The following is a 17,809-nucleotide window of genomic DNA, read 5'->3' on the forward strand; positions in this document are numbered from 1 at the left end:
GCGGCGAAAGCAGCCCGCCGTGTGGCGCCGCAAGTCTTTAGAAATCTGATCATAAAAAACCCGCCCGGACCTTTTCTGGTCCGGGCGGGCCGTCACGCCCGCTGTCACGCCCAAGGCGCCACGGGGAACCAGATCAGGTCGCGACGGGCCAGCAGCCGGACGTCCCAGTAGAGGATGGTGAAGACGCCGGCCGTGATGAGCATGACGCCGGTGATCAGCGCGGCCCGCCCCGGCTTCGCCGTGATCCGGCGGCCGAGACGCCCGCCGGCGACGACCGCGAGGGCCACGAAGACCGCCCCGAAGATGACGACGTTGCCGAGGGACTGCAAGGCGAAGGCCCCGGCCCCGTAGAACACGTTGCCCTCGTCGGCGACGTCCCGGAACAGCTGCCGGTAAAGCCCGTACGGCCGGCCGATCAGGAAACCGCCGATCAGCCCGCCCATCACCAGCATGCGCCCGTTCGGGAACTGGCTCAGCGGGTCTTTGACCAGGCCCAGGGCCGCCAGCCCGAGATACGTCAGCACCACCCCGATGACACCGAAGACGATCATCGATTGGATGCTGCGCGGCGAGAGGCCGCTCGTCTGGACGGCCGTCGAGTACTGGGGCATCCGCGTCCCGGCGACGGCCACCACGACGCCGTACGCCGCCGAGACGGCGGCGGCCCCCGCCGCCAGCCACAGCAGCGGCCCGATCGCCGCGCGGAAGCGTCGTCCGGCGCCGCCCCGCCCCATCATGGGCGCGGCCGCGCCGATCGCCGCGATGTTGCAGGCCGTGAACGTCCCGCCGAGCCCGGACGCGAAGGCGAACGCGGCGCCCGAGAGGAGCCCGCCGATCGGCGCTCCATCGGCCTCGTGGCCGAGAAGCGTGCTCGTGGTGTTCTCACCGATCACGCGATCGACGAATTCCGCGGACCAGATCACGGTGAGGACGAATCCGGCCAGGACGCCGACGAGCACGGCGAGTCGGCGCCCTGCGGGCGGGGAAGGCGATTCCGAGGTTCTTTCGACGTGCTGGACTCCAGCCACGTGGCTGCCCTTTCTGTGCAGTCCCCCGGTGAAGACGAGTGCCCCTCGATGAGAACCTAGAATCGAGAATTATGCAACCGGCATCGAAAGATTCTGTAACCGTTTGTTGGAACGTTCGACGCCGCAGAAGTAGACGGTTTTTCGAGCGTAGCCGCCGTATGGTCCGGTCTACTCGCCGAAAAGGACCGCCGCGCGTGCGAGATCGGCTACCGCAGCCTGTCCGGAACGGCCACCGGTGCGGCCGTCGGCTCGGCCGTCGGCTCGGCCGTCCGGTGGGCGGCCTTGATCTGGTCGCGTTCGCGCCACAGGTGGTACAGCGCGATGCCGAAGACGATCGTGCCCAGGAGATTGGCGATCATGTGCCACCAGATCCGGTAGGTCCACAGCCCCGGCCCGGGGTCGAGGAGCCCGAACCAGGTCGACATGCCGATCGCCTGTGTCGCGCCGAGCGCCACCGACAGCGTCAGCACGGCGTGTTCGACACCGTGGACGCCCTGCATCCACATCCCCATCTTCGCCCACTTGCGCGTTCGCGTTCCCAGTGCGCGCCGGCTGATCAGCATGACCCCGGCGATGCCGGCCAGGAAGAGCAGGTTGCCGGTGAAGTGGAGGACCTCCATGCCGAGCGCCGGCTTGGACGTGTCGATCTGACCGAAGCCCTCGGCGAGCCCGGTGCCCAGAGGCGTCATCCATGCCTCGGAGTTGGGATTCATGACCCAGTAGCCGGTTTGGGCGATGTGCTCCTGGATGTGCCCCAGCTGCCCCACGACACCCAGGCCGATGACCGCGGTGGCCACCCGAAACGACCAGGGGTGTACGGATCTGCGATCGGCATAGGCGAGCACCAGCACGGCCGCCCACATGGCCACCGTCCACAGGATGAGCAGCGCGGTCCCCGCGTTGTCCCACACGGACACCGACGGAGCGTGCATCGACGGGTCGTGCATCGATGGGTGGTCGTGCATGGCGCCTCCTCGTATCGACCTACTACATCTTATTGAAGTAGGGCAAAAGGTAAATTCCCCCAGGAACGCCGCGCAGGCCGGGCAGATCGGACGACGTGCTGCCGCGGGGGGACGGTGCGGCGGGGGTCGACTTTGGTCTTTCGGCGATGGCCGGGTGGACGATGCCGGAGCGGGCGGGCGTCCCTAGCGTGGGAGGCAGGCGGCAGGTGCGGCGAAGGGGCAACGGGGCGTGGACGTCAAGGGGATCTCGTACACGGTCGACGACAGGCCGAGCGAGCTCGTGGGCCGGGATCTGCGCGCCATCGCCGCGGACCTGCACTGCACGACGGTGATGCTGATCGGGACCGATGTCCCGCAGCAGATGCGGGCTGCGCGATGCGCTTTGGAGGCCGGGCTGGACGTCTACGTCCGGCCCTCGCTGCAGGACCGTCCGCGCCGGGAGCTTCTGGCTCATCTGGCGGAGACGGCGGCGGGAGCCGAGAAGCTGCGCCTTGAGTATCCGGGCCGGGTCACGCTCCTGGTCGGCAGCGAGTTCTCGCTGACGTCCGCGGGCATGATCCCGGGGCCGCGCGTGTTCGTCCGCCTCCAGGTGCTGGTGCGTCCGCGGTTGCGGCGCCTGTTCGATCGGCGGATCACGCGGAAGCTGAACGCGCTGCTCGCCGAGGCCGTCGAGGTGGCCCGCCGCGCGTTCCAGGGACCGGTCACGTACGCGGCGGGCGCCTGGGAGCGGGTCGACTGGTCGGGGTTCGACGTGGTCGGCGTCAACCTCTACCGCCAGGGTGACGACCTCGCGGGCTACCGGGAGCGGCTGCGGGCCCTGCTGCGCGAGAACGGCAAGCCGGTGGTGATCACCGAGTTCGGGTGCGGGGCGCATCGGGGCGCGCAGCGGCGGGGACCCGCCTCGTTCATGATCGTGAACTGGTTCGCCGACCCGCCCCGCGTCAAGGACGGCCACGTGCGGGACGAGCGCACGCAGGCCGACTACCTGGCCGAACTCCTCGACCTCTACACGGCGGAAGGCGTCCACGGAGCCTTCGTCTTCACCTTCTCCATGCCCGATTTCCCCCACCATCCCGACCCGCGCCGCGACCTGGACATGGCCGGTTTCGGTGTGGTGAGGCAAGCCGCCGACGCCCCCGACTGGGAGCCGAAAGAGGCGTTCCACGAGGTCGCGCGCCGCTACGGACGTGCGAACGTGTAGCGGCACGGGGGATGGCGCCGACGCCCGTCCGAATTCGCCACATCCGGGCCGTGCTCTGGGGGAACCTCAGATGGTCGCGGTCCGACATCACTCCGAGGACGCGTCTCGGGACTGCACGTCCCGCGACGCCGGGGAGTCGGCTGGGGGCGTGCGTGCGGCGGGGATGCTGCCCAGAGCGAGGGCTGCGGCGACGGCGGCCGTGAAGGTCAGGACCGCGAACAAGGCGGGGTAGCCGCCGAGGGCCGCTGCCAGGCCGGCGCCGGCTGCGGGCGCGACGGCTCCGGCGATGGTGACCGGGGCGGCCAGCAGGCCGGAGAGCGTGCCGTAGTGGGTGGCGCCCCAGCGGTCGGTGATGGCGGTGGCCTGGAGGAGGGTGGCGATCCCGCGGGTGGTTCCGGCCAGGACGGCGATGGCGATGAGCAGGAGTGCCGGGCCGGGCGTGACCGCGAGGGCCGCGGTGGTGACGGCCGACAGGCCGAGGACCAGGGCGGTGCGGTTGCGGACGTTCGTCCGGCGGGTCAGGGCGCCATAGCCGAGGCGCCCGGCGACTTGGCCGACACCGCCCAGCCCCAGCGCCCAAGCCGCGACGGTCGGGGACGCGCCCCTGTCGGTGAGCAGGGGAACGAGGTTGATCAGCACCGCGTACATCGCGAACGCCGACAGGGTCAGTGCGGCCGTCAGCATCCAGAAGGGACGGCTGTGCGTGATGTGCCGCGTCCCGGCGGCGTCACCGTGGTCGGTCGGGGGATCGGGCGGCGTCGGCCAGGGGCGGCGCAGTGCGAGCGCGTGCAGGGGGATGGTGACGAAGGCCAGAACGGCGGCCAGGACGAGATAGGTGTCGCGCCAGTCCAGGTGGCCGGACAGTACGTCGGTGAGCGGCGCGAACACGGTGCTCGCCAGGCCCGCGACGAGGGTGAGTGTCGTAAGCGCGGTGAGGTGCCGGGGACCGTAGTAGCGGGTGAGGGCGGCGAACGCGGGTTGGTAGAGCACGGCGGACATCGCGATCCCGGCGACGAGCCAGGCGGCGGCGAACCAGGCGAGCGACGGCGCGACGGCCAGGCCGATCACTGCGATCGTGGCGAGGACGGAACCGGCGGTCATCAGCAGGTGCGGGCCGCGGCGGTCCAGCCGGCGCCCGACGGGGATGCCGGCGAGGGCGGCGACGACGAGCGCGGCGGAGAACGCCGCGGTGATCGCGGGCGTGGACCAGCCGGTGTCGGCGGTGATGGCGGGCGCGAGCACCGGGAAGGCGTAGTAGAGGACGCCCCAGCTGGTGATCTCGGTGACGCACAGGGCGATCAGGACGCCGCGCAGGCGCCGGCCGGTCCCGGCGGACGAAGCCGCCGGGACCGGAGCCGAGGACGCGGAACCCACGGCTGATTCAGGACTCGCCGCGGTCGGCGTCGCCCGAGTGGCCGTGGGCGTGCCCGGTGGCGAACCCGAGTCCGGCCGGTGCGCCGATCCCGATCGCGACCGGCTCCGGTGCGCCGCAGCAGGAGGACACGAGCTCGTCCGCCGTGGCGGGCCGGGTCGCTTCAGCGGAGCAGGAGGTGCCGCAGCCGTCGTCACGGGCGCCGGCGAGGAGGTCGTCCGTGACGAGGTCGGTGGAGCACACGCCCGTCTCCGGCAGGTCGAGCCGGACGTCGTCGGCGGCCTCGCGGTCGCCGGCGAGTGCGGCGGCGATGGAGCGGACCTGTTCGTATCCGGTGGCCATGAGGAAGGTCGGGGCGCGGCCGTAGCTCTTCATCCCGGCCAGGTAGAAGCCGGTTTCGGGGTGGGCCAGGACGCGCTCGCCGTGCGGCGGGACGGTGCCGCAGGAGTGGAAGTTCGGGTCGATCATCGGCGCGAGCCGGACGGGCGCCTCGGTCGCGGGATCGAGTTCGACGCGGATCTCGCGGAGGATGTCCAGGTCGGGCCGGAATCCGGTGGCGGGCACGACGACATCGGCCGTGACGGCGTGCTCGCCGTCCGCCGTGGTGCCGGTCACGGTGACGGGGCCGTCGCCGTCCAGGCGGGTGATGGTGAAGCCGCGAACCAGGTCGATCTTCCCGGCCTCGACGGCCTGCTTCAGCCGGGTGCCCAGTGCGCCGCGGGCGGGGAGCCCGTCGGCGTCCCCGCCGCCGTAGAGGCGGGCGACGGAGGTGGCGCGGACGGCCCAGGTGATGCGGGTGCCGGGTTCGGTCTCGGCGAGTTCGGCGAGGGCGAGGAGGGTGCCGGCGGCCGAGTGGCCCATGCCGACGACGAGGGTGTGTCGTCCGGCGAAGCGGGCGCGGTCGCGGCCGAGGACGTCGGGGAGCGGGCCGGTGATGTGGGCGGCGGCGGTGTCCTCGCCGGGGGCGGGCAGGCCGGAGTGCCCGAGCGGGTTGCGGTTGCTCCAGGTGCCGGAGGCGTCGATGACGGCGCGGGCGTCGATGTCGCGGACCGTCCCGCCGGCTTCGCGGACGCGCACGAGCAGGGGGCGGCGGTCGCGGCCGATCGTGCGGGTGGCGTCCGCGCCGCGGCGGGCGACGGCGATGACGCGGGTGCCGGTGCGGACGCGTCCGTCCAGTTCGGGGACGCGGGACAGGGGGAGGAGGTAGCGGTCGAGGAGTTCGGCGCCGGTGGGCAGGTGGTCGGGGTCGGGCAGGACCCAGCCGGTGGGTTCCAGCAGGCGGCGCGCGGCGGCGTCGGTGTCGTAACGCCAGGGCGAGAACAGCCGGACGTGGCCCCACTCGCGGATCGCCGCGCCGACCTGGTCGCCCGCTTCGAGCACCAAGAAGTCGAGGCCGCGTTCGGCGAGGTGCGCGGCGGCGGCCAGTCCGACCGGCCCGGCCCCGATCACCACGACCGGCCCGGCGACAGGGACGTCACGGGCCCCGGTCCGTTCCGCGGTGACGGCCGTGGCCGTCGGCTGACCGGTGTCCGTGGGGGAAGCGCCGGCGCCGCAGCAGCCTGCCTGAGCGGTGGGCTCCTCCGGGCTGGTCTCGTCGTTCATTGGATCCTCCTAGGTGAGAGCAAACCTGTTGCCGGGCGGGCGCGTCACAGGCGGGCGCGGTAGGCGGCGATGGTGACGCGGTCGCGGTGGGCGGTCGAGCGGCAGGCGCGGGTGCAGACCTCGCCGCGGCCGTCCCGGAAGGTGATCTCCCCGACGCGCCGGCGGTCAGGCCGATGGGCGGTGATGCGGGCGAACAAGGTCTTCACCGCGACCTCCTGATTCGAAATCCATCTAAGTAGTACTTAGTTTGCCTCGCTGGCTAGAAGGGTGTCAAATTAGATGCATGTCTAAGTTGATGGGACAGGGTGCCGTCGATGACGGGGTGTGCTGCGCGCCGTTGAGCGGTCCGCTCATGCGCGAGGACGAGGCCGCCGAGCTCGCCGGGGTGTTCAAGGCGCTGGCCGATCCGGTCCGGCTGCGGCTGCTGAACATGATCGCCTCGGCCGAGGACGGCGAGGCGTGCGTGTGCGACTTGACCGGGCCGTTCGAGCTGTCGGGGCCGACGATCTCCCACCACCTGAAGGTACTGCGCAACGCCGGTCTGATCGAGGGCGAGCGGCGCGGCACCTGGGTGTACTACCGGGTGGTGCCCGAGAAGCTGACCCGCCTGTCGGGGCTGTTCGCGCTGCCCGTCCTCACCGGCACCTGACCTTCGCGCGTCCCGCCGGATCGTAGCGGGGCCTCAGTTCGCGGCCCGCGTCAGCGTCTGTCGTCCGGCCTGGACTGCTTGAGCAGCCGGGTCAGGACATGGCGGGCGTCGGCGCCGACCCCGCGCAGGGTCGCCGACGCGAACGAGCGTTGCCACTCCAGCCCCACGTATCCCAGCCCCGGGCGGGTGGTCGAGACGCCGCCGCGGTGGCGCGGCAGTCCCTCGCCGTCCAGGGCGCCGAGGCCGGCGAGGCAGTCCACGCCCGGCCGGTACCCGGTGGCCAGCAGGACGACGTCGACGTGCTCGCGCGTGCCGTCGTCCCAGACGACCCGGTCACCATCGAGCCGGGCGAACATCGGGCGGCGGTCGGGGTTGCCGGTCGCGACGACGGCGCGGTAGGTGCCGGTGTCCATGACCGGGGTGCCCTTGCCGCCGGTCAGCAGGGGCTTGGCCCAGGCCGCGGTGTCCAGGCCGGTGCGCTGCAGCCAGATGTGCACGTCCCGTCCGGCGATCCGCTGCGGCATGAAGCGCAGCGGGTGGCGGGTGGCCAGAGTGACGTCGGCGACCGCGGCGAGTTCGATGGCGATCTGCACCGCCGAGTTCCCGCCGCCCACGATCACCACCCGCTTGCCCGCCATCGGCTCGGGACGCCGGTAGTCGGACGAGTGCAGCACCGTCCCGTCGAAGGTGTCCAGGCCCGCGAGCGGGGGACGGTGCGGTCGGCTGAAAGCCCCCGTCGCGGCGACCACCAGCGGCGCGGTCAACTCCTCCCCGCCGGACACGGCGACCCGGAACCCGTGCCCGTCCGGTGCGGACACCCGCTCGACCCGGTGGCCGGTTCGGACGTCGGCGTCCAGCCGCCGCGCGTAGCCCGACAGGTACTCCACGACCTCGTCGCGCGTCGGGTAGCGGTCGGGGTCGCCCGGGAAGACCGCACCGGGAAGACCGCTGCGGCGGGCGGGCGAGAACAGCGTGAGGCTGTCGTAGTAGTGCGGCCAGGATCCCTCGGGCCGGTCGGCGGCCTCCAGAACGATCGGCGCCAAGCCCAGGTCACGGGCGACGCGGGCCGTTGCCAGCCCCGCCTGCCCGCCGCCGATGACGATCAGTGATGCGGTGTGCGTGCTCATGACCGCAACATATCGTCACATTCTTATATGTCAATATGACGATGTGTCGCGTAGGCTGGGAGGCCGTGGCCGGGCCGGAGGACGGGAGGAACCGGGTGACGACACGATCCGTGGCCGGAGGTCCGGCGGAGCGGGACGCGTCGGGCACTGACGGCGACCGGGACGAGTCCCCGGCCGGGTGCGGTGGCGCCGCGCCGCTCGGCCCGGGCGCCCGCGAGTTCCTGAAGGCGCTGGCCAGCGAGCAGCGGCAGCAGATGCTCGAGCTGTTCACCGGCGGCGTCGAGATCACCGTGGGTGCGGTCGCCGAACGGCTCGGCATCGCGCAGCCGACGGCGTCCCAGCAGCTCGCGATCCTGCGCCGCGGCGGCCTGCTCACCTCCCGCAAGGTCGGCAAGCAGGTCCACTACCGCATCGACTCCGCCGCCGTCGACGCGTCCCTCACCGAGCTGCGGACGTACCTGCACGCCTGCTGCCCGCCGCCGAACCCCGAGCCGTCCGGCTGACCACGGGTGCGCGCCGCGACCACGAGCAGTCGCCGCCTCGGCGACGCGGTGCGTGGTGGCCGACGGTCGGCCGCCGGAGGCCGAGCGGTGTGGTCAGCGCCTCCGGCGGGCGGTCAGGGGCCGGTCAGTTCGCCGATCAGCGCCTCGATCCGGGTGCGGATCTCGTCGCGGATGGGACGGACCGCCTCGACGCCCCGCCCGGCCGGGTCGTCGAGCTTCCAGTCGAGGTAGCGCTTGCCGGGGAAGACGGGGCAGGTGTCGCCGCAGCCCATGGTGACGACCACGTCGGACGCCCGCACCGCGTCGATCGTCAGGACCTTGGGCGTCTCGGCGGAGACGTCGATGCCCTCCTCGGCCATCGCCTCCACCACGGCCGGGTTCACCCGGTCGGCCGGTTCGGACCCGGCCGACCGCACCTCGACGGCGTCCCCGGCCAGGTGGGTGAGGTAGGCGGCGGCCATCTGCGAGCGTCCGGCGTTGTGGACGCACACGAACAGCACGCTCGGCTTGGCGGACGTCTCGGGGCCGCCCGTCTCGGAGGCGGCGGGGCTCTCGGTCATGTGTTCTCCTTGTGCCGGATGGTGGTGAGCAGGTCGGTGACCAGCAGGTCGAGCTCGTCGCGGATGCGGCGGACTTCCGTGCAGGGGGCGGCCGGCCGGGTCGGGGACCGTCCAGTCGAGGTAGCGGATGCCGGGCGGCACCGGGCACGCGCCGCCGCGGCCGAGCGTGACCACCAGGTCGCCCGCAGCCGCTCGTAGGAGTCGGCGACCAGGCGTCCGATCGTCTCGGCCGAGGCCAGGCCGTGGAACCGGACCGCCAGTCGCGCCGCGATCCGCTCGAACACCGCCCGCTCGCCGGTCCTGTTCACGCCGGTGACCCCGGAGGGGCCGTGCCGACGGCCGTGGCGAGCCGTCCGACGCGGTGCCGGATGAGGGCCAGCGCCTCCTCGAAGGCCGCGTCGGTGTCGGCGGGCACCGGGTCGGGGACCGACCAGTGCAGGCGGCGCGCCCGCTCGGCGGGCGTCCCGGAACGCCGCTCGAGCTGCTCGTGGGCGTTGTCGCAGACGGCGACGACGAGGTCGCCGGGCTCCAGGACGTCCCGGACGTGCGCGGTGCCCCGCGCCGGGAGGGTGAGCCCGTGGGCCCGTGCGGTGGTGACCGTCCGAGGATGGACCCGCGGGCTCGGCCGGGTTCCCGCCGACGCCGCGGGCACCGGGCTGCGTCGCGTCCAGAGCGCCGCGGCGAGCTGGGAGCGGGCGGAGTTGTGCGTGCACACGAACACCACGCGGGACGGCCGGGGCAGGGGTCGCACGGCCGCGGGCGTCAGGCCGTCCAGCGTCTCGGGGACCAGGCGGACGTAGCTGCGGCGGCGGTCGGCCTCCGATCGGCCCCGGACGACGAGGCCCGCCCGCTCCAGCACCCCGAGGTGGTGCGCCAGCAGGTTGGAGGGCAGATCGAGCCGTGCGCCGAGCTCCTTCGGCGAGACGTCCTGCAACGCCAAGGCGTCCACCATCGCCAGCCGGACCGGCTCGGCGAGCGCGGCGTGCACGGCCGCCCGCCGCACCAGGCCAGATTGCTCAGCATTCATTGAGTCAATGTAGATTGAGGCATCCCCCCGGTCAAGCAGGAGCGAATACGCGCATTCGGGCGCTGCGGCTATCATCAGCCTGTGCTGATATCACCCAAGACTGATGTGTCGCGGATGCTCGCCGATCCGCTGCGCGCCCGCATCGTCGAACTGCTGGCCGTCGAGGCGCTGTGCGTGTGCCACCTGGTCGAGGAGACCGGCGCCCGGCAGAGCAACGTCTCCAACCACCTGCGGGCGCTGCGCGAGGCGGGGCTCGTGGAGACCGAGCCGTGCGGCCGGTTCACCTACTACCGGCTGCGTCCGGAGCCGCTGCGGGCCGCGTCCGCCCGGCTGGACGAACTGGCCGGCGCCGCCGAGGCCGCCCGCGCCCAGACCCGGAAGAGGCCCTGCCCGTGACGTCATCGCCCACCGCCCAAGCCCCGGCCCCCGAAGCCGGACTGGTCGGCAAGCTGTCCACCCTCGACCGCTTCCTGCCCGTCTGGATCATCGCGGCGATGGCCGCCGGGCTCCTCCTCGGCCGCGCCGTCCCCGGCATGGACGACGCGCTGTCGGCGGTCGAGGTCGGCGGCATCTCGCTGCCGATCGCCCTCGGGCTGCTGGTCATGATGTACCCGGTGCTGGCGAAGGTCCGCTACGACCGCCTCGACGCCGTGACCGGCGACCGCAGGCTGATGGTCTCCTCGATCGTCCTCAACTGGGTCGTCGGCCCGGCGGTGATGTTCGCGCTCGCCTGGATCTTCCTGCCCGACCTGCCCGAGTACCGCACCGGCCTCATCATCGTCGGGCTGGCCCGCTGCATCGCGATGGTCATCATCTGGAACGACCTGGCCTGCGGCGACCGCGAGGCCGCCGCCGTCCTGGTCGCCCTCAACTCCGTCTTCCAGGTGATCGCCTTCGGTGCCCTCGGCTGGTTCTACCTCCAGATCCTGCCCGGCTGGCTCGGCCTCGCCCAGGACGACCTGGACTTCTCCACCGGCAAGATCATCGTCAACGTGCTGGTCTTCCTCGGCGTCCCCCTCCTCGCGGGCTACCTCACCCGCCGCTTCGGCGAGAAGGCCAAGGGCCGCGACTGGTACGAGAACCGCTTCCTGCCGCGCATCGGCCCCACCGCCCTGTACGGGCTGCTGTTCACGATCGTGATCCTGTTCGCCCTCCAGGGCGAGACGATCACCTCGCGGCCCGCCGACGTGGCGCGCATCGCGCTGCCGCTGCTGGTGTACTTCGCGGTGATGTGGGGCGGTTCGTACGCCCTCGGGCGCGGCGTCGGCCTGCCCTACGACCGCACCGCCACGCTCGCCTTCACCGCCGCGGGCAACAACTTCGAGTTGGCGATCGCCGTCGCGATCGGCACGTTCGGCGTCACGTCCGGGCAGGCCCTCTCCGGCGTCGTCGGCCCCCTCATCGAGGTGCCCGTCCTCGTCGCCCTGGTGTACGTCTCCCTCTGGCTGCGCCGCCGCGCCCTCTCACGATCGGCCGAATCGCGGGGAGAACGGGCTTGACCCCTGCGTCCGTTCAACCCGGTCCGGTCGACGCCGTGGTGATCGGCGGCGGCCAGGCCGGGCCGGCCGCCGGCTTCTACCTGCGCCGCGCCGGCCTGGACTTCGCGACCCTCGACGCGCAGGACGAGCCCGGCGGCGCATGGAGGCACGCCTGGCCCTCACTCCACTAGTTCTCGCCCGCACACCACGCCCGCCGGACGACGACCGAGCCCGCCCCACGGCCGCCACTTTCACCGAGGTGCTCGCCCTCGTCGGTGCCGGCGAGGGCGTTTTCCCTTCACCGTCTGCGGCAGGCCGACGCGGACACGGTCGTCGTCCTCGAAGGCGTCTGGAACCGGCACCTACGACGGGTCCGGGGCGGCGACCAGGCGGATGTCGGGGCGGGCGGCCCTATGTCAGAGGCTGCGTTCTAGGTCGGTGCGCAGGGTGTCGTAGGTCGGAGCCAGAGCGTGCAGGGTCTGGACGGCGGTGCGGGTGTCGCCGGTGGTCACGGAATGCTGCAGGGCGCCGACGAGGCGAGCCTGGCGGTCCAATGTGGCCGCTGCGGCGGTACACCCCGCGCGGTGCAGACAGGTGGCGGCATCAGTGAGCCGCCGGGCACCGACGCGGACGGCGAAGTGGACGAGGTGCTCGCGTAGATCCTCCTCGCCGGCGTCGAGCAGGTCTGCCAGAGCGACAGCGGCGTGGCCGTTGGCGAGACTGCCTGGAGGCATGGACTGCTGCGGGGCGGCGGTGAGCCAGGCGATCGCCCTCGGCAGGACGGCGGCGACGGCGGCGTCGACGCCGACACGGGCGACCCGGGTGAAGTCGGTGCGCATCGTGTACGGCTGACCGTATTCGAGTGTGTCGGCCCGCCAGGCGTCCATAAAGTCGGGCAGAGGAAGCCGCGCGTATGGATAGCCCTGGGGATCGTGCAAAGTAATGTGGCCTCCCTGTACGCCAATGGCGATGAGATAATGGTCGGCGCCGATCGGGCCCGTCTTACCGGGCTGATAGCTCAAATATCCCATTTCGACAGGGCCGACCATGACCGGCCCGGCCTCCAGCAACGAGGTGAGCCGAACGAGCGCACGGTCGGCGTCGCCTCCGCTGTGGGTGCGTGCGCTCCATCCGAGCACGGCCAGGGCATCCCGCACACCGATCTCGGGAGTCCACCCGTATGGGTCGAAGAACGGCAGAGCGCCGCCGACGAGTTGCATGCCGAACGGACTGCCGGTCACGGTCTCGATCAGCCTCGGGTCAGGTGCGTCGGCTCCCATCATCATGGCCAGCGAGTTGGCATAACAGTACGGGCCCGATCCCCGGTACGAGATGTGGAACATCGCGGCAGCGTGCCAGTTTTCCTCGGAAAACGCCACTGGATCGGAAGCGGCTATGCGGGCTCGGGATCCTGCACGAGCAGGCCCACGTCGACTTCTGGGAGTCTCTCGCCGCCGACTCCGACCGCCCCGATGTCGACTGAGCATCCCGCCGCGGGTCTGGTTACGGTAGGCGGCCGTTTGCGTTCGGGGGTGTAGCGCGTGGTCAAGCACCCGCGTGGACGTGTGCGGCCCACACCGACGGCAGGTTCGGATAGTTCGTCCTGAGCTGCCTGACCGTGCGGTGGACCGCCGCCGACGCGCACAAGGCACCGGATCGATCCGCGATCAACTCGCCGTAGATCTGCCGGCTGAAGGCTGGCGCCACGGCGTCGTGGACGCGCCAGAGCGTGCCGACCACCTGGGAGAACCCGGCTATCTGAAAAGCGGCCAGCGGGTGGATCGCCTCGTTGGACAGGCGCGCGGTGGTGCGGGCCGTGTCGCAAGCGGACAGGAAGGCGACTCGGCGTTCCGCAGGCGCAGCCGGGAAAGGTCCAGCACCCGGAACGGCGCGTCGTGCAGCGCGAGGTGGCTGTCCGAAGGGTTGCCCGGGTCGCTGTACCCGTGGCAGGCGAAGTGCGCCCAGCCATTGGCCGGCAAGGCGTCGAGGACGGCGTCGCGAGTGGCGTCCGCGCCGACCAGGATCGTGGCGTCGGGCAGGAGTGCGGCCAGGTGGTCGGCTTCGGCCTGTGCGCCGGGCAGGTCCGGGGCGTCCGGAGTGTGCGGCATCGCGACCACCAGCAGCCGCGGGTCGTTCCGGTCGTCGCGGTGGTTCGCGCGGGCGTGGCCCAGAGCGCGGATCGTCGGCGTCGTCGAGGAGACGACGAGGTCGAGGAGGGCGGGTCCGCCGGTGCGGTGATGGCCCGCCGCGTGCAGGGGGAGCAGGCTGAGCGTCCCGACCGGGGCCCACCAGATTCTCGGCCACGGACCGTCCGCCGCCGGTTCCGCCGTCAGCCCCAGGTCGTCGAGCACAGGGCCCGCGACGGTGTCCCACAGCCACTCGAGCGTGTCGTGGACCGCCTGCTCGGCGGCCAGCCGCCCCTCCGTGAACGCGGTGTGCAGAGCGCGCACGCGGTGATTCACGGTCGTTTCGCTCAGCCCGTCCAGCGCGCGTGACCGGACACCGTCCGGAGTGACGATCAGCGCGTCGCACCGGTGTCGGCTGACGTTGACGTACACGATCGGGCCCTCGTGCGCCTGCGCGGTGAGGTCGGTGAGCAGCGGGGGCCGCAGGAACCGTTCCATCCCGGGCAGGGCGCGGATCCGGTCGGTCACCGCGTCGAGCTCGTCGGCGAGGGCCACGCGGTCGCTCGCGGTGTCGGTTTCGAACTCCGCGGTGAGCGTCAGGAAACGCTCGGCCAGGTCGGGCGCCCGCTCGCGCAGGTCGGAAAGATCGCCGCGGCTGTCGAGCGCCTGGGCGGCGAGCACGCAGCGCCCGGATTCGAGCAGGGTCACCGCGCTCACCTCGTCGCCGACCGCCAGGGCGCACGCGGCCGCGTCGGCGGCCGCCCCGGCGAACCTGCCGAGCCAGTACTGGGCGTCCTCGCGGCCCAGGTGGCGCCCGGCGAGCCGGGGCAGCAGCCGGACCGCGGCGGCGTACCCCTCGGCGGCCACGTCGTACCGCCCGGCTTCGGCGGCCAGAGCGCCCCACCGGTCTGCCGCGTCCGCCCGGCTCCTCGCCGGCGATCCGGTGGACGTCGCCGCCTCCCGGTAGCAGTCGAGTGCCTCGGTCAGCGCTTCGGCGTCGCCGAGGTGCCGGAAGCCGAGCGCCAGGACATTGGCGACGCTGGTCAGGAAACCCGCCCGGAAATAGGCGTCCTGCTCGGACCTCCGCGCCGCCGTCCGGGCCAGGCCGACCGCCTCGGCGAGGACCTGCGGATCCGGCGGCTCCCGTCGCGCGTCGGCGGGTGCGACGGGGTTCGTGCACCAGTCGCCGAGCGCGGCGGCCAGGTATGCGGTGTACCGGGGCCAGTGCGGGTCGTCCTCCGGGGTCGCGGCCACGGACGCGCGACGCGCGGCGATCGCGTCCCGCAACGCGTTCCGGTCGCCGAAGTTCTCGTACGCCTTCTCCAGCACACCGCCGAGATTGGCCAGCCGTCCCGCCCGGTCCGGGTCGTTGTCCGCCGTCACGTCCGCGGCCGCGCGGTGCGCGTCGATCGCGTCGTCGAGCACGCTCGCCTCGCCCGTCCTGGTGAACCGGTCGGACAGCATGGCGCCAAGGTTGGAGAGCCGCTGGGCCTGCCCGGCGACCAGGCTCTCGCCGAGGCGGACGGACTCCCGCGCGTGGCCGACCGCCTCCGACAGCACCTGCAGCTCGCCGGTCACCCGGAACCGGTTGTGCAGCACAACGGCGAGGATCTCGAGCGAACGCGGGTGGTCGCCCTGCCCGGCGGTGGCCTCGGCGGCACGGCGAGCGACGTCGATCGCCTCCACGACGTGGGTCAGGTCTCCGGTCGCGTGGAACAACGCGTTCAGGTTGACGGCGAGGTTGCCCATGAACAGGACCCGCAACGGATCGCCCGCGGACGTGCACGCGATCGCCTCCCGCTCGACGGCGACGGACTCCGCGAGCGCGGCGTGGTCCCCGAACTCCTCACCGCGGGTGGCCAGCGCCGCGGCGAAGTGGTCCAGCCGCACGCCGCGGCGGGGATGCCCGACGGGGGTCGCCGCCGCCACCGAGCGCCCGAGCTCGATCGCCCGCTCCAGCAGCGCCTCGTCCCGGGTCTGCTTGAACTCGGCGGCGAGCCGACCGCACGCTTCGGCTTCGGTATCGGCGCGTTCCCAGCCGCCGGCCCGTTCCGGACGCTCGCCGGTGAGCGCGGCCCAGTCCCGTTCCGTGGCGTTCAGTTCGACGAGGTTCCGCGAGTGCCGAGGGTCCGTGACCGGCGTATGGGCCACCAGCGCCTGCCGGACCCGGAGCAGCTCGGCCAGATCGTCCCGCGCTCCCCGAGCCCGGTAGCGGTCGTCGAGCAGGTACGCGAGGTTGCTCAGCCGGTCGAGCACGTCGGACGACCCGGCCGGCGTGAGCTCCACCGCTCGCCGCGCGGCGTCGACGGCTTCGTCCACGACACCGGTCTCCCCGGTCTCGCGGAACCAGTCCCGCAGGACGACGGCGAGGAAGTGCAGGCTCCTCGCGGTGATCGCGTCATCGGGGGAGCACGCGACGGCGGCCCGCGCGTGCTCGACGGCTTCCGCCAAGGGGTCGGGGTTCTTCGTCACGAGGAACGCCGTCCGCAGCGCGACGACGAGGTTGCCCAGGTAGAACGCCTTCTTCGTGGACGGCCCCTCGTCGACGGCCGTCCGGCTCCACTCCAGCGCCTCGCCCAGGGTTCCGCGGTCCTGGTTCCGCCCGAACGCGGTGTGCAGCAGCATGCCGATGTTGTTCGCGAAGGCGGCCGAATCCTCCGGGCTTTCGTACGCCAGGAGGTAAGCCTCCATCACTTTCCGGACGGCTTCCTGCAGAAACTCGAAGTCGCCGGTCTGGTGGTAGCGGGTCTGCAGCAGGCCCCCGAGATTGGACAGCACCGAGCGGCGATCGGCCACGTCCTCGGCGGCCAGCACGGCATTGCCGAGCTCGATCGCCTTCTCGACCGACGCGGGGTCCGCGCTGTGCCGGGCCACGTCGAACGCCTCCCGGAAACGCTCGGCCGGGCCGTCCGCGGGCCCGCCGCCCACGCGTCAGTCCTCGTTGCCCTGCGAGGTGCCGGCCGGTCCGCCGGGCGCCTCGTCCGGCTCGGCGACCTGGCGTTTCGGGGTGTAGCCGCGTTCCGCGGCCTGCTCCAGCAGCGCCGCCTCTTCGGGCGAGAGCTCGGGTTCGTCCGCCATCACCGCTCCTTCCCCGGCGCAGCCGCCGGTTCTCCGGCTTCGATGAACTCCAGCACGTCGAAGTCTTCCGCCCGCAGCCGCAGGCCCGCCGTCCCCTGCACGCGCGCGCCGAACGACCCGTCGGCGCCCATCACACGCGCCGATTCGAGGTACAGCTCGGCCGGGTGGGGATACGAGGAGGCGTACGACCGGTTGCCGTACCAGCCGCCCGCCCAGTTGCCGTCCTTGAGCCGCACGCGCACGAAGCACGGTTCGCGGTCGCGGAACGCATGGTCCCAGGCGCTGGGCGTGCGCAGGAACCGAGACTTGCGCCGTCGCCGATCCACCAGGGAAACGATGACCGCCGCCACGGCCGGCACGACGAGGAACAGCACCAGGGCGACGAAGCCGACCACCCGCGGCCGCTCCACGAAGCCGTCCCAGCCACCGCCGGGGCCCCGAACCAGGCGAACCAGCGCCGGCCCCGCCACCACGGCGTACAGGGCGTCCAGCGCGATCGACGCGACGATCGCCCGCAGCACCCGCTCGCCCAGATCACGCTCACCGGGCACCGGCCCGCGGCGACGTTCCCGGACGAACTGGTAGGTGACCCCGGGCAGCACCAGAAGGACGAGCAGCGCGAGCTGCACGACGGTCGCGGGCGCCTGCACGCACCACCCCCATGTCTCACGGTCTCCGTCCGATCACGCTACTGACTCCACGGTCGGCAGGACACCCCTTTCCGCGGCCTCGGTCGTCGCCTGATCAGCGGGAGCGCAGGACCAGAGGGGCGGACGTGCCCGAAGCGGGGCACCGCAGCTCCCAGCCCCGTGCCGGAGGACTCGTTCGCGTGCATCCGTCTGGTCGCTCACCCGTATCGCCCCGGTGGTGGGCCGGCGTGCACCAAGGGCGGAATCCATAAATTCGGTTGAGTTCGCGAGCCGTTCTCTGGTCTGCTGAACACATCGCCCTTCCGGTGCGAAGGCCACGGGTTACTTCTCTCGACAAGAAATTCGAACCCGAGGTCGTCCTCGATCTCGGAGGGTCCACAACTTCAGATCGCGCCCGGTGCGCAGGCGAGGGTTACTTCGACTGAAAATCGAGCGGTTGCGGG

Annotated in this window: 18 protein-coding genes and 1 pseudogene; 6 read left to right on the forward strand and 13 right to left on the reverse strand. The window is 72.2% G+C overall.

What is annotated here, in order from left to right:
• Window positions 1–104 precede the first annotated feature (104 nt).
• Both AB0L25_RS35655 and AB0L25_RS35660 read right to left on the reverse strand, forming a co-directional pair.
• Window positions 105–959 carry a hypothetical protein gene (locus AB0L25_RS35655; protein ID WP_500177378.1) on the reverse strand — a complete coding sequence of 285 codons (855 nt, stop codon included), beginning with the start codon at window positions 957–959 and terminating at the stop codon, window positions 105–107.
• A gap of 275 nt (window positions 960–1,234) precedes the next feature.
• Complete coding sequence (locus AB0L25_RS35660; RefSeq protein ID WP_500177380.1) at window positions 1,235–1,993, reverse strand: DUF6008 family protein; 759 nt, start codon at window positions 1,991–1,993, stop codon at window positions 1,235–1,237.
• A 229-nt stretch (window positions 1,994–2,222) separates the two neighbouring features.
• Here AB0L25_RS35660 and AB0L25_RS35665 point away from each other — a divergent pair, with 229 nt between their 5' ends.
• On the forward strand, window positions 2,223–3,194 hold the full coding sequence (locus AB0L25_RS35665; protein ID WP_500177382.1) for a glycoside hydrolase family 113 protein: 972 nt from the start codon (window positions 2,223–2,225) through the stop codon (window positions 3,192–3,194).
• 87 nt (window positions 3,195–3,281) lie between these two features.
• On the opposite strand, the gene AB0L25_RS35670 is transcribed toward AB0L25_RS35665, so the two are convergent.
• The 3 genes from AB0L25_RS35670 to AB0L25_RS35680 are packed head-to-tail and all read right to left on the reverse strand — an operon-like array spanning window position 3,282 to window position 6,374.
• The gene (locus AB0L25_RS35670; RefSeq protein ID WP_500177384.1) at window positions 3,282–4,568 is read right to left on the reverse strand and encodes an MFS transporter; all 1,287 of its coding nucleotides are present in this window, start codon (window positions 4,566–4,568) and stop codon (window positions 3,282–3,284) included.
• 7 nt (window positions 4,569–4,575) lie between these two features.
• On the reverse strand, window positions 4,576–6,168 hold the full coding sequence (locus AB0L25_RS35675) for an FAD-dependent oxidoreductase (RefSeq protein ID WP_500177385.1): 1,593 nt from the start codon (window positions 6,166–6,168) through the stop codon (window positions 4,576–4,578).
• 44 nt (window positions 6,169–6,212) lie between these two features.
• Window positions 6,213–6,374, reverse strand: coding sequence for a hypothetical protein (locus AB0L25_RS35680; protein WP_500177387.1), 162 nt, complete (start codon window positions 6,372–6,374; stop codon window positions 6,213–6,215).
• An 89-nt stretch (window positions 6,375–6,463) separates the two neighbouring features.
• Between AB0L25_RS35680 and AB0L25_RS35685 the strand changes: the two genes are divergently transcribed.
• Window positions 6,464–6,817 (forward strand): metalloregulator ArsR/SmtB family transcription factor, encoded by a 354-nt coding sequence (locus tag AB0L25_RS35685; protein ID WP_500177435.1) that lies wholly within the window; start codon window positions 6,464–6,466, stop codon window positions 6,815–6,817.
• 50 nt (window positions 6,818–6,867) lie between these two features.
• Here the strand turns inward: AB0L25_RS35685 and AB0L25_RS35690 are convergent, their stop codons facing one another.
• Window positions 6,868–7,944, reverse strand: coding sequence for a flavin-containing monooxygenase (locus AB0L25_RS35690; RefSeq protein ID WP_500177389.1), 1,077 nt, complete (start codon window positions 7,942–7,944; stop codon window positions 6,868–6,870).
• A gap of 95 nt (window positions 7,945–8,039) precedes the next feature.
• Here AB0L25_RS35690 and AB0L25_RS35695 point away from each other — a divergent pair, with 95 nt between their 5' ends.
• On the forward strand, window positions 8,040–8,447 hold the full coding sequence (locus tag AB0L25_RS35695) for an ArsR/SmtB family transcription factor (RefSeq protein WP_500177391.1): 408 nt from the start codon (window positions 8,040–8,042) through the stop codon (window positions 8,445–8,447).
• Between the two features lie 113 nt (window positions 8,448–8,560).
• Here the strand turns inward: AB0L25_RS35695 and AB0L25_RS35700 are convergent, their stop codons facing one another.
• From AB0L25_RS35700 to AB0L25_RS35710, 3 genes are read right to left on the reverse strand one after another with little or no spacing between them, the layout of a single operon-like run.
• Window positions 8,561–9,007: an arsenate reductase ArsC gene (locus AB0L25_RS35700; RefSeq protein WP_500177393.1), complete on the reverse strand. Its 447-nt coding sequence runs from the start codon at window positions 9,005–9,007 to the stop codon at window positions 8,561–8,563.
• Window positions 9,004–9,315 carry a three-helix bundle dimerization domain-containing protein gene (locus AB0L25_RS35705; protein WP_500177394.1) on the reverse strand — a complete coding sequence of 104 codons (312 nt, stop codon included), beginning with the start codon at window positions 9,313–9,315 and terminating at the stop codon, window positions 9,004–9,006. Before AB0L25_RS35705 ends, AB0L25_RS35700 begins: the two co-directional genes overlap by 4 nt.
• Entirely contained in the window at window positions 9,312–10,034 is a 723-nt protein-coding gene (locus AB0L25_RS35710) for an arsenate reductase/protein-tyrosine-phosphatase family protein (protein WP_500177396.1), read from the reverse strand. Before AB0L25_RS35710 ends, AB0L25_RS35705 begins: the two co-directional genes overlap by 4 nt.
• Before the next feature lie 81 nt (window positions 10,035–10,115).
• On the opposite strand from AB0L25_RS35710, the gene AB0L25_RS35715 reads away from it, so the two are divergent.
• Genes AB0L25_RS35715 through AB0L25_RS35725 form a run of 3 tightly spaced genes read left to right on the forward strand, consistent with a single transcriptional unit; the run spans window position 10,116 to window position 11,703 of the window.
• Window positions 10,116–10,430 (forward strand): ArsR/SmtB family transcription factor, encoded by a 315-nt coding sequence (locus tag AB0L25_RS35715; protein ID WP_026403494.1) that lies wholly within the window; start codon window positions 10,116–10,118, stop codon window positions 10,428–10,430.
• Window positions 10,427–11,533: an ACR3 family arsenite efflux transporter gene (gene arsB, locus AB0L25_RS35720; RefSeq protein WP_500177397.1), complete on the forward strand. Its 1,107-nt coding sequence runs from the start codon at window positions 10,427–10,429 to the stop codon at window positions 11,531–11,533. Before AB0L25_RS35715 ends, arsB begins: the two co-directional genes overlap by 4 nt.
• Complete coding sequence (locus tag AB0L25_RS35725) at window positions 11,530–11,703, forward strand: NAD(P)-binding protein (RefSeq protein WP_500177399.1); 174 nt, start codon at window positions 11,530–11,532, stop codon at window positions 11,701–11,703. Before arsB ends, AB0L25_RS35725 begins: the two co-directional genes overlap by 4 nt.
• Before the next feature lie 225 nt (window positions 11,704–11,928).
• Here AB0L25_RS35725 and AB0L25_RS35730 read toward each other — a convergent pair whose 3' ends face one another.
• The 4 genes and pseudogenes from AB0L25_RS35730 to AB0L25_RS35745 all read right to left on the reverse strand — a co-directional run bounded on the left by AB0L25_RS35730 (window position 11,929) and on the right by AB0L25_RS35745 (window position 17,366).
• Window positions 11,929–12,891 (reverse strand): YobF C-terminal domain-containing protein, encoded by a 963-nt coding sequence (locus AB0L25_RS35730; protein ID WP_500177401.1) that lies wholly within the window; start codon window positions 12,889–12,891, stop codon window positions 11,929–11,931.
• A 166-nt stretch (window positions 12,892–13,057) separates the two neighbouring features.
• Window positions 13,058–16,329 (reverse strand): annotated as a pseudogene (locus AB0L25_RS35735) (CHAT domain-containing protein).
• Between the two features lie 240 nt (window positions 16,330–16,569).
• Window positions 16,570–16,716, reverse strand: coding sequence for a hypothetical protein (locus tag AB0L25_RS35740; RefSeq protein WP_500177403.1), 147 nt, complete (start codon window positions 16,714–16,716; stop codon window positions 16,570–16,572).
• Window positions 16,716–17,366, reverse strand: a complete 651-nt coding sequence (locus AB0L25_RS35745; protein ID WP_500177405.1) for a DUF6338 family protein — start codon at window positions 17,364–17,366, stop codon at window positions 16,716–16,718. Before AB0L25_RS35745 ends, AB0L25_RS35740 begins: the two co-directional genes overlap by 1 nt.
• Window positions 17,367–17,809 lie beyond the last annotated feature (443 nt).

Source organism: Spirillospora sp. NPDC052242 (genome assembly GCF_040679555.1).
Taxonomy (GTDB): Bacteria; Actinomycetota; Actinomycetes; order Streptosporangiales; family Streptosporangiaceae; genus Spirillospora.

Bases quoted from the DNA above. Each gene is read 5' to 3' on its own strand.
- AB0L25_RS35660 (WP_500177380.1), bottom strand. From the start codon at position 1,993: ATGCACGACCACCCATCGATGCACGACCCGTCGATGCACGCTCCGTCG.
- AB0L25_RS35675 (WP_500177385.1), bottom strand. From the start codon at position 6,168: ATGAACGACGAGACCAGCCCGGAGGAGCCCACCGCTCAGGCAGGCTGC.
- AB0L25_RS35685 (WP_500177435.1), top strand. From the start codon at position 6,464: ATGGGACAGGGTGCCGTCGATGACGGGGTGTGCTGCGCGCCGTTGAGC.
- AB0L25_RS35690 (WP_500177389.1), bottom strand. From the start codon at position 7,944: ATGAGCACGCACACCGCATCACTGATCGTCATCGGCGGCGGGCAGGCG.
- AB0L25_RS35700 (WP_500177393.1), bottom strand. From the start codon at position 9,007: ATGACCGAGAGCCCCGCCGCCTCCGAGACGGGCGGCCCCGAGACGTCC.
- AB0L25_RS35710 (WP_500177396.1), bottom strand. From the start codon at position 10,034: ATGAATGCTGAGCAATCTGGCCTGGTGCGGCGGGCGGCCGTGCACGCC.
- AB0L25_RS35740 (WP_500177403.1), bottom strand. From the start codon at position 16,716: ATGGCGGACGAACCCGAGCTCTCGCCCGAAGAGGCGGCGCTGCTGGAG.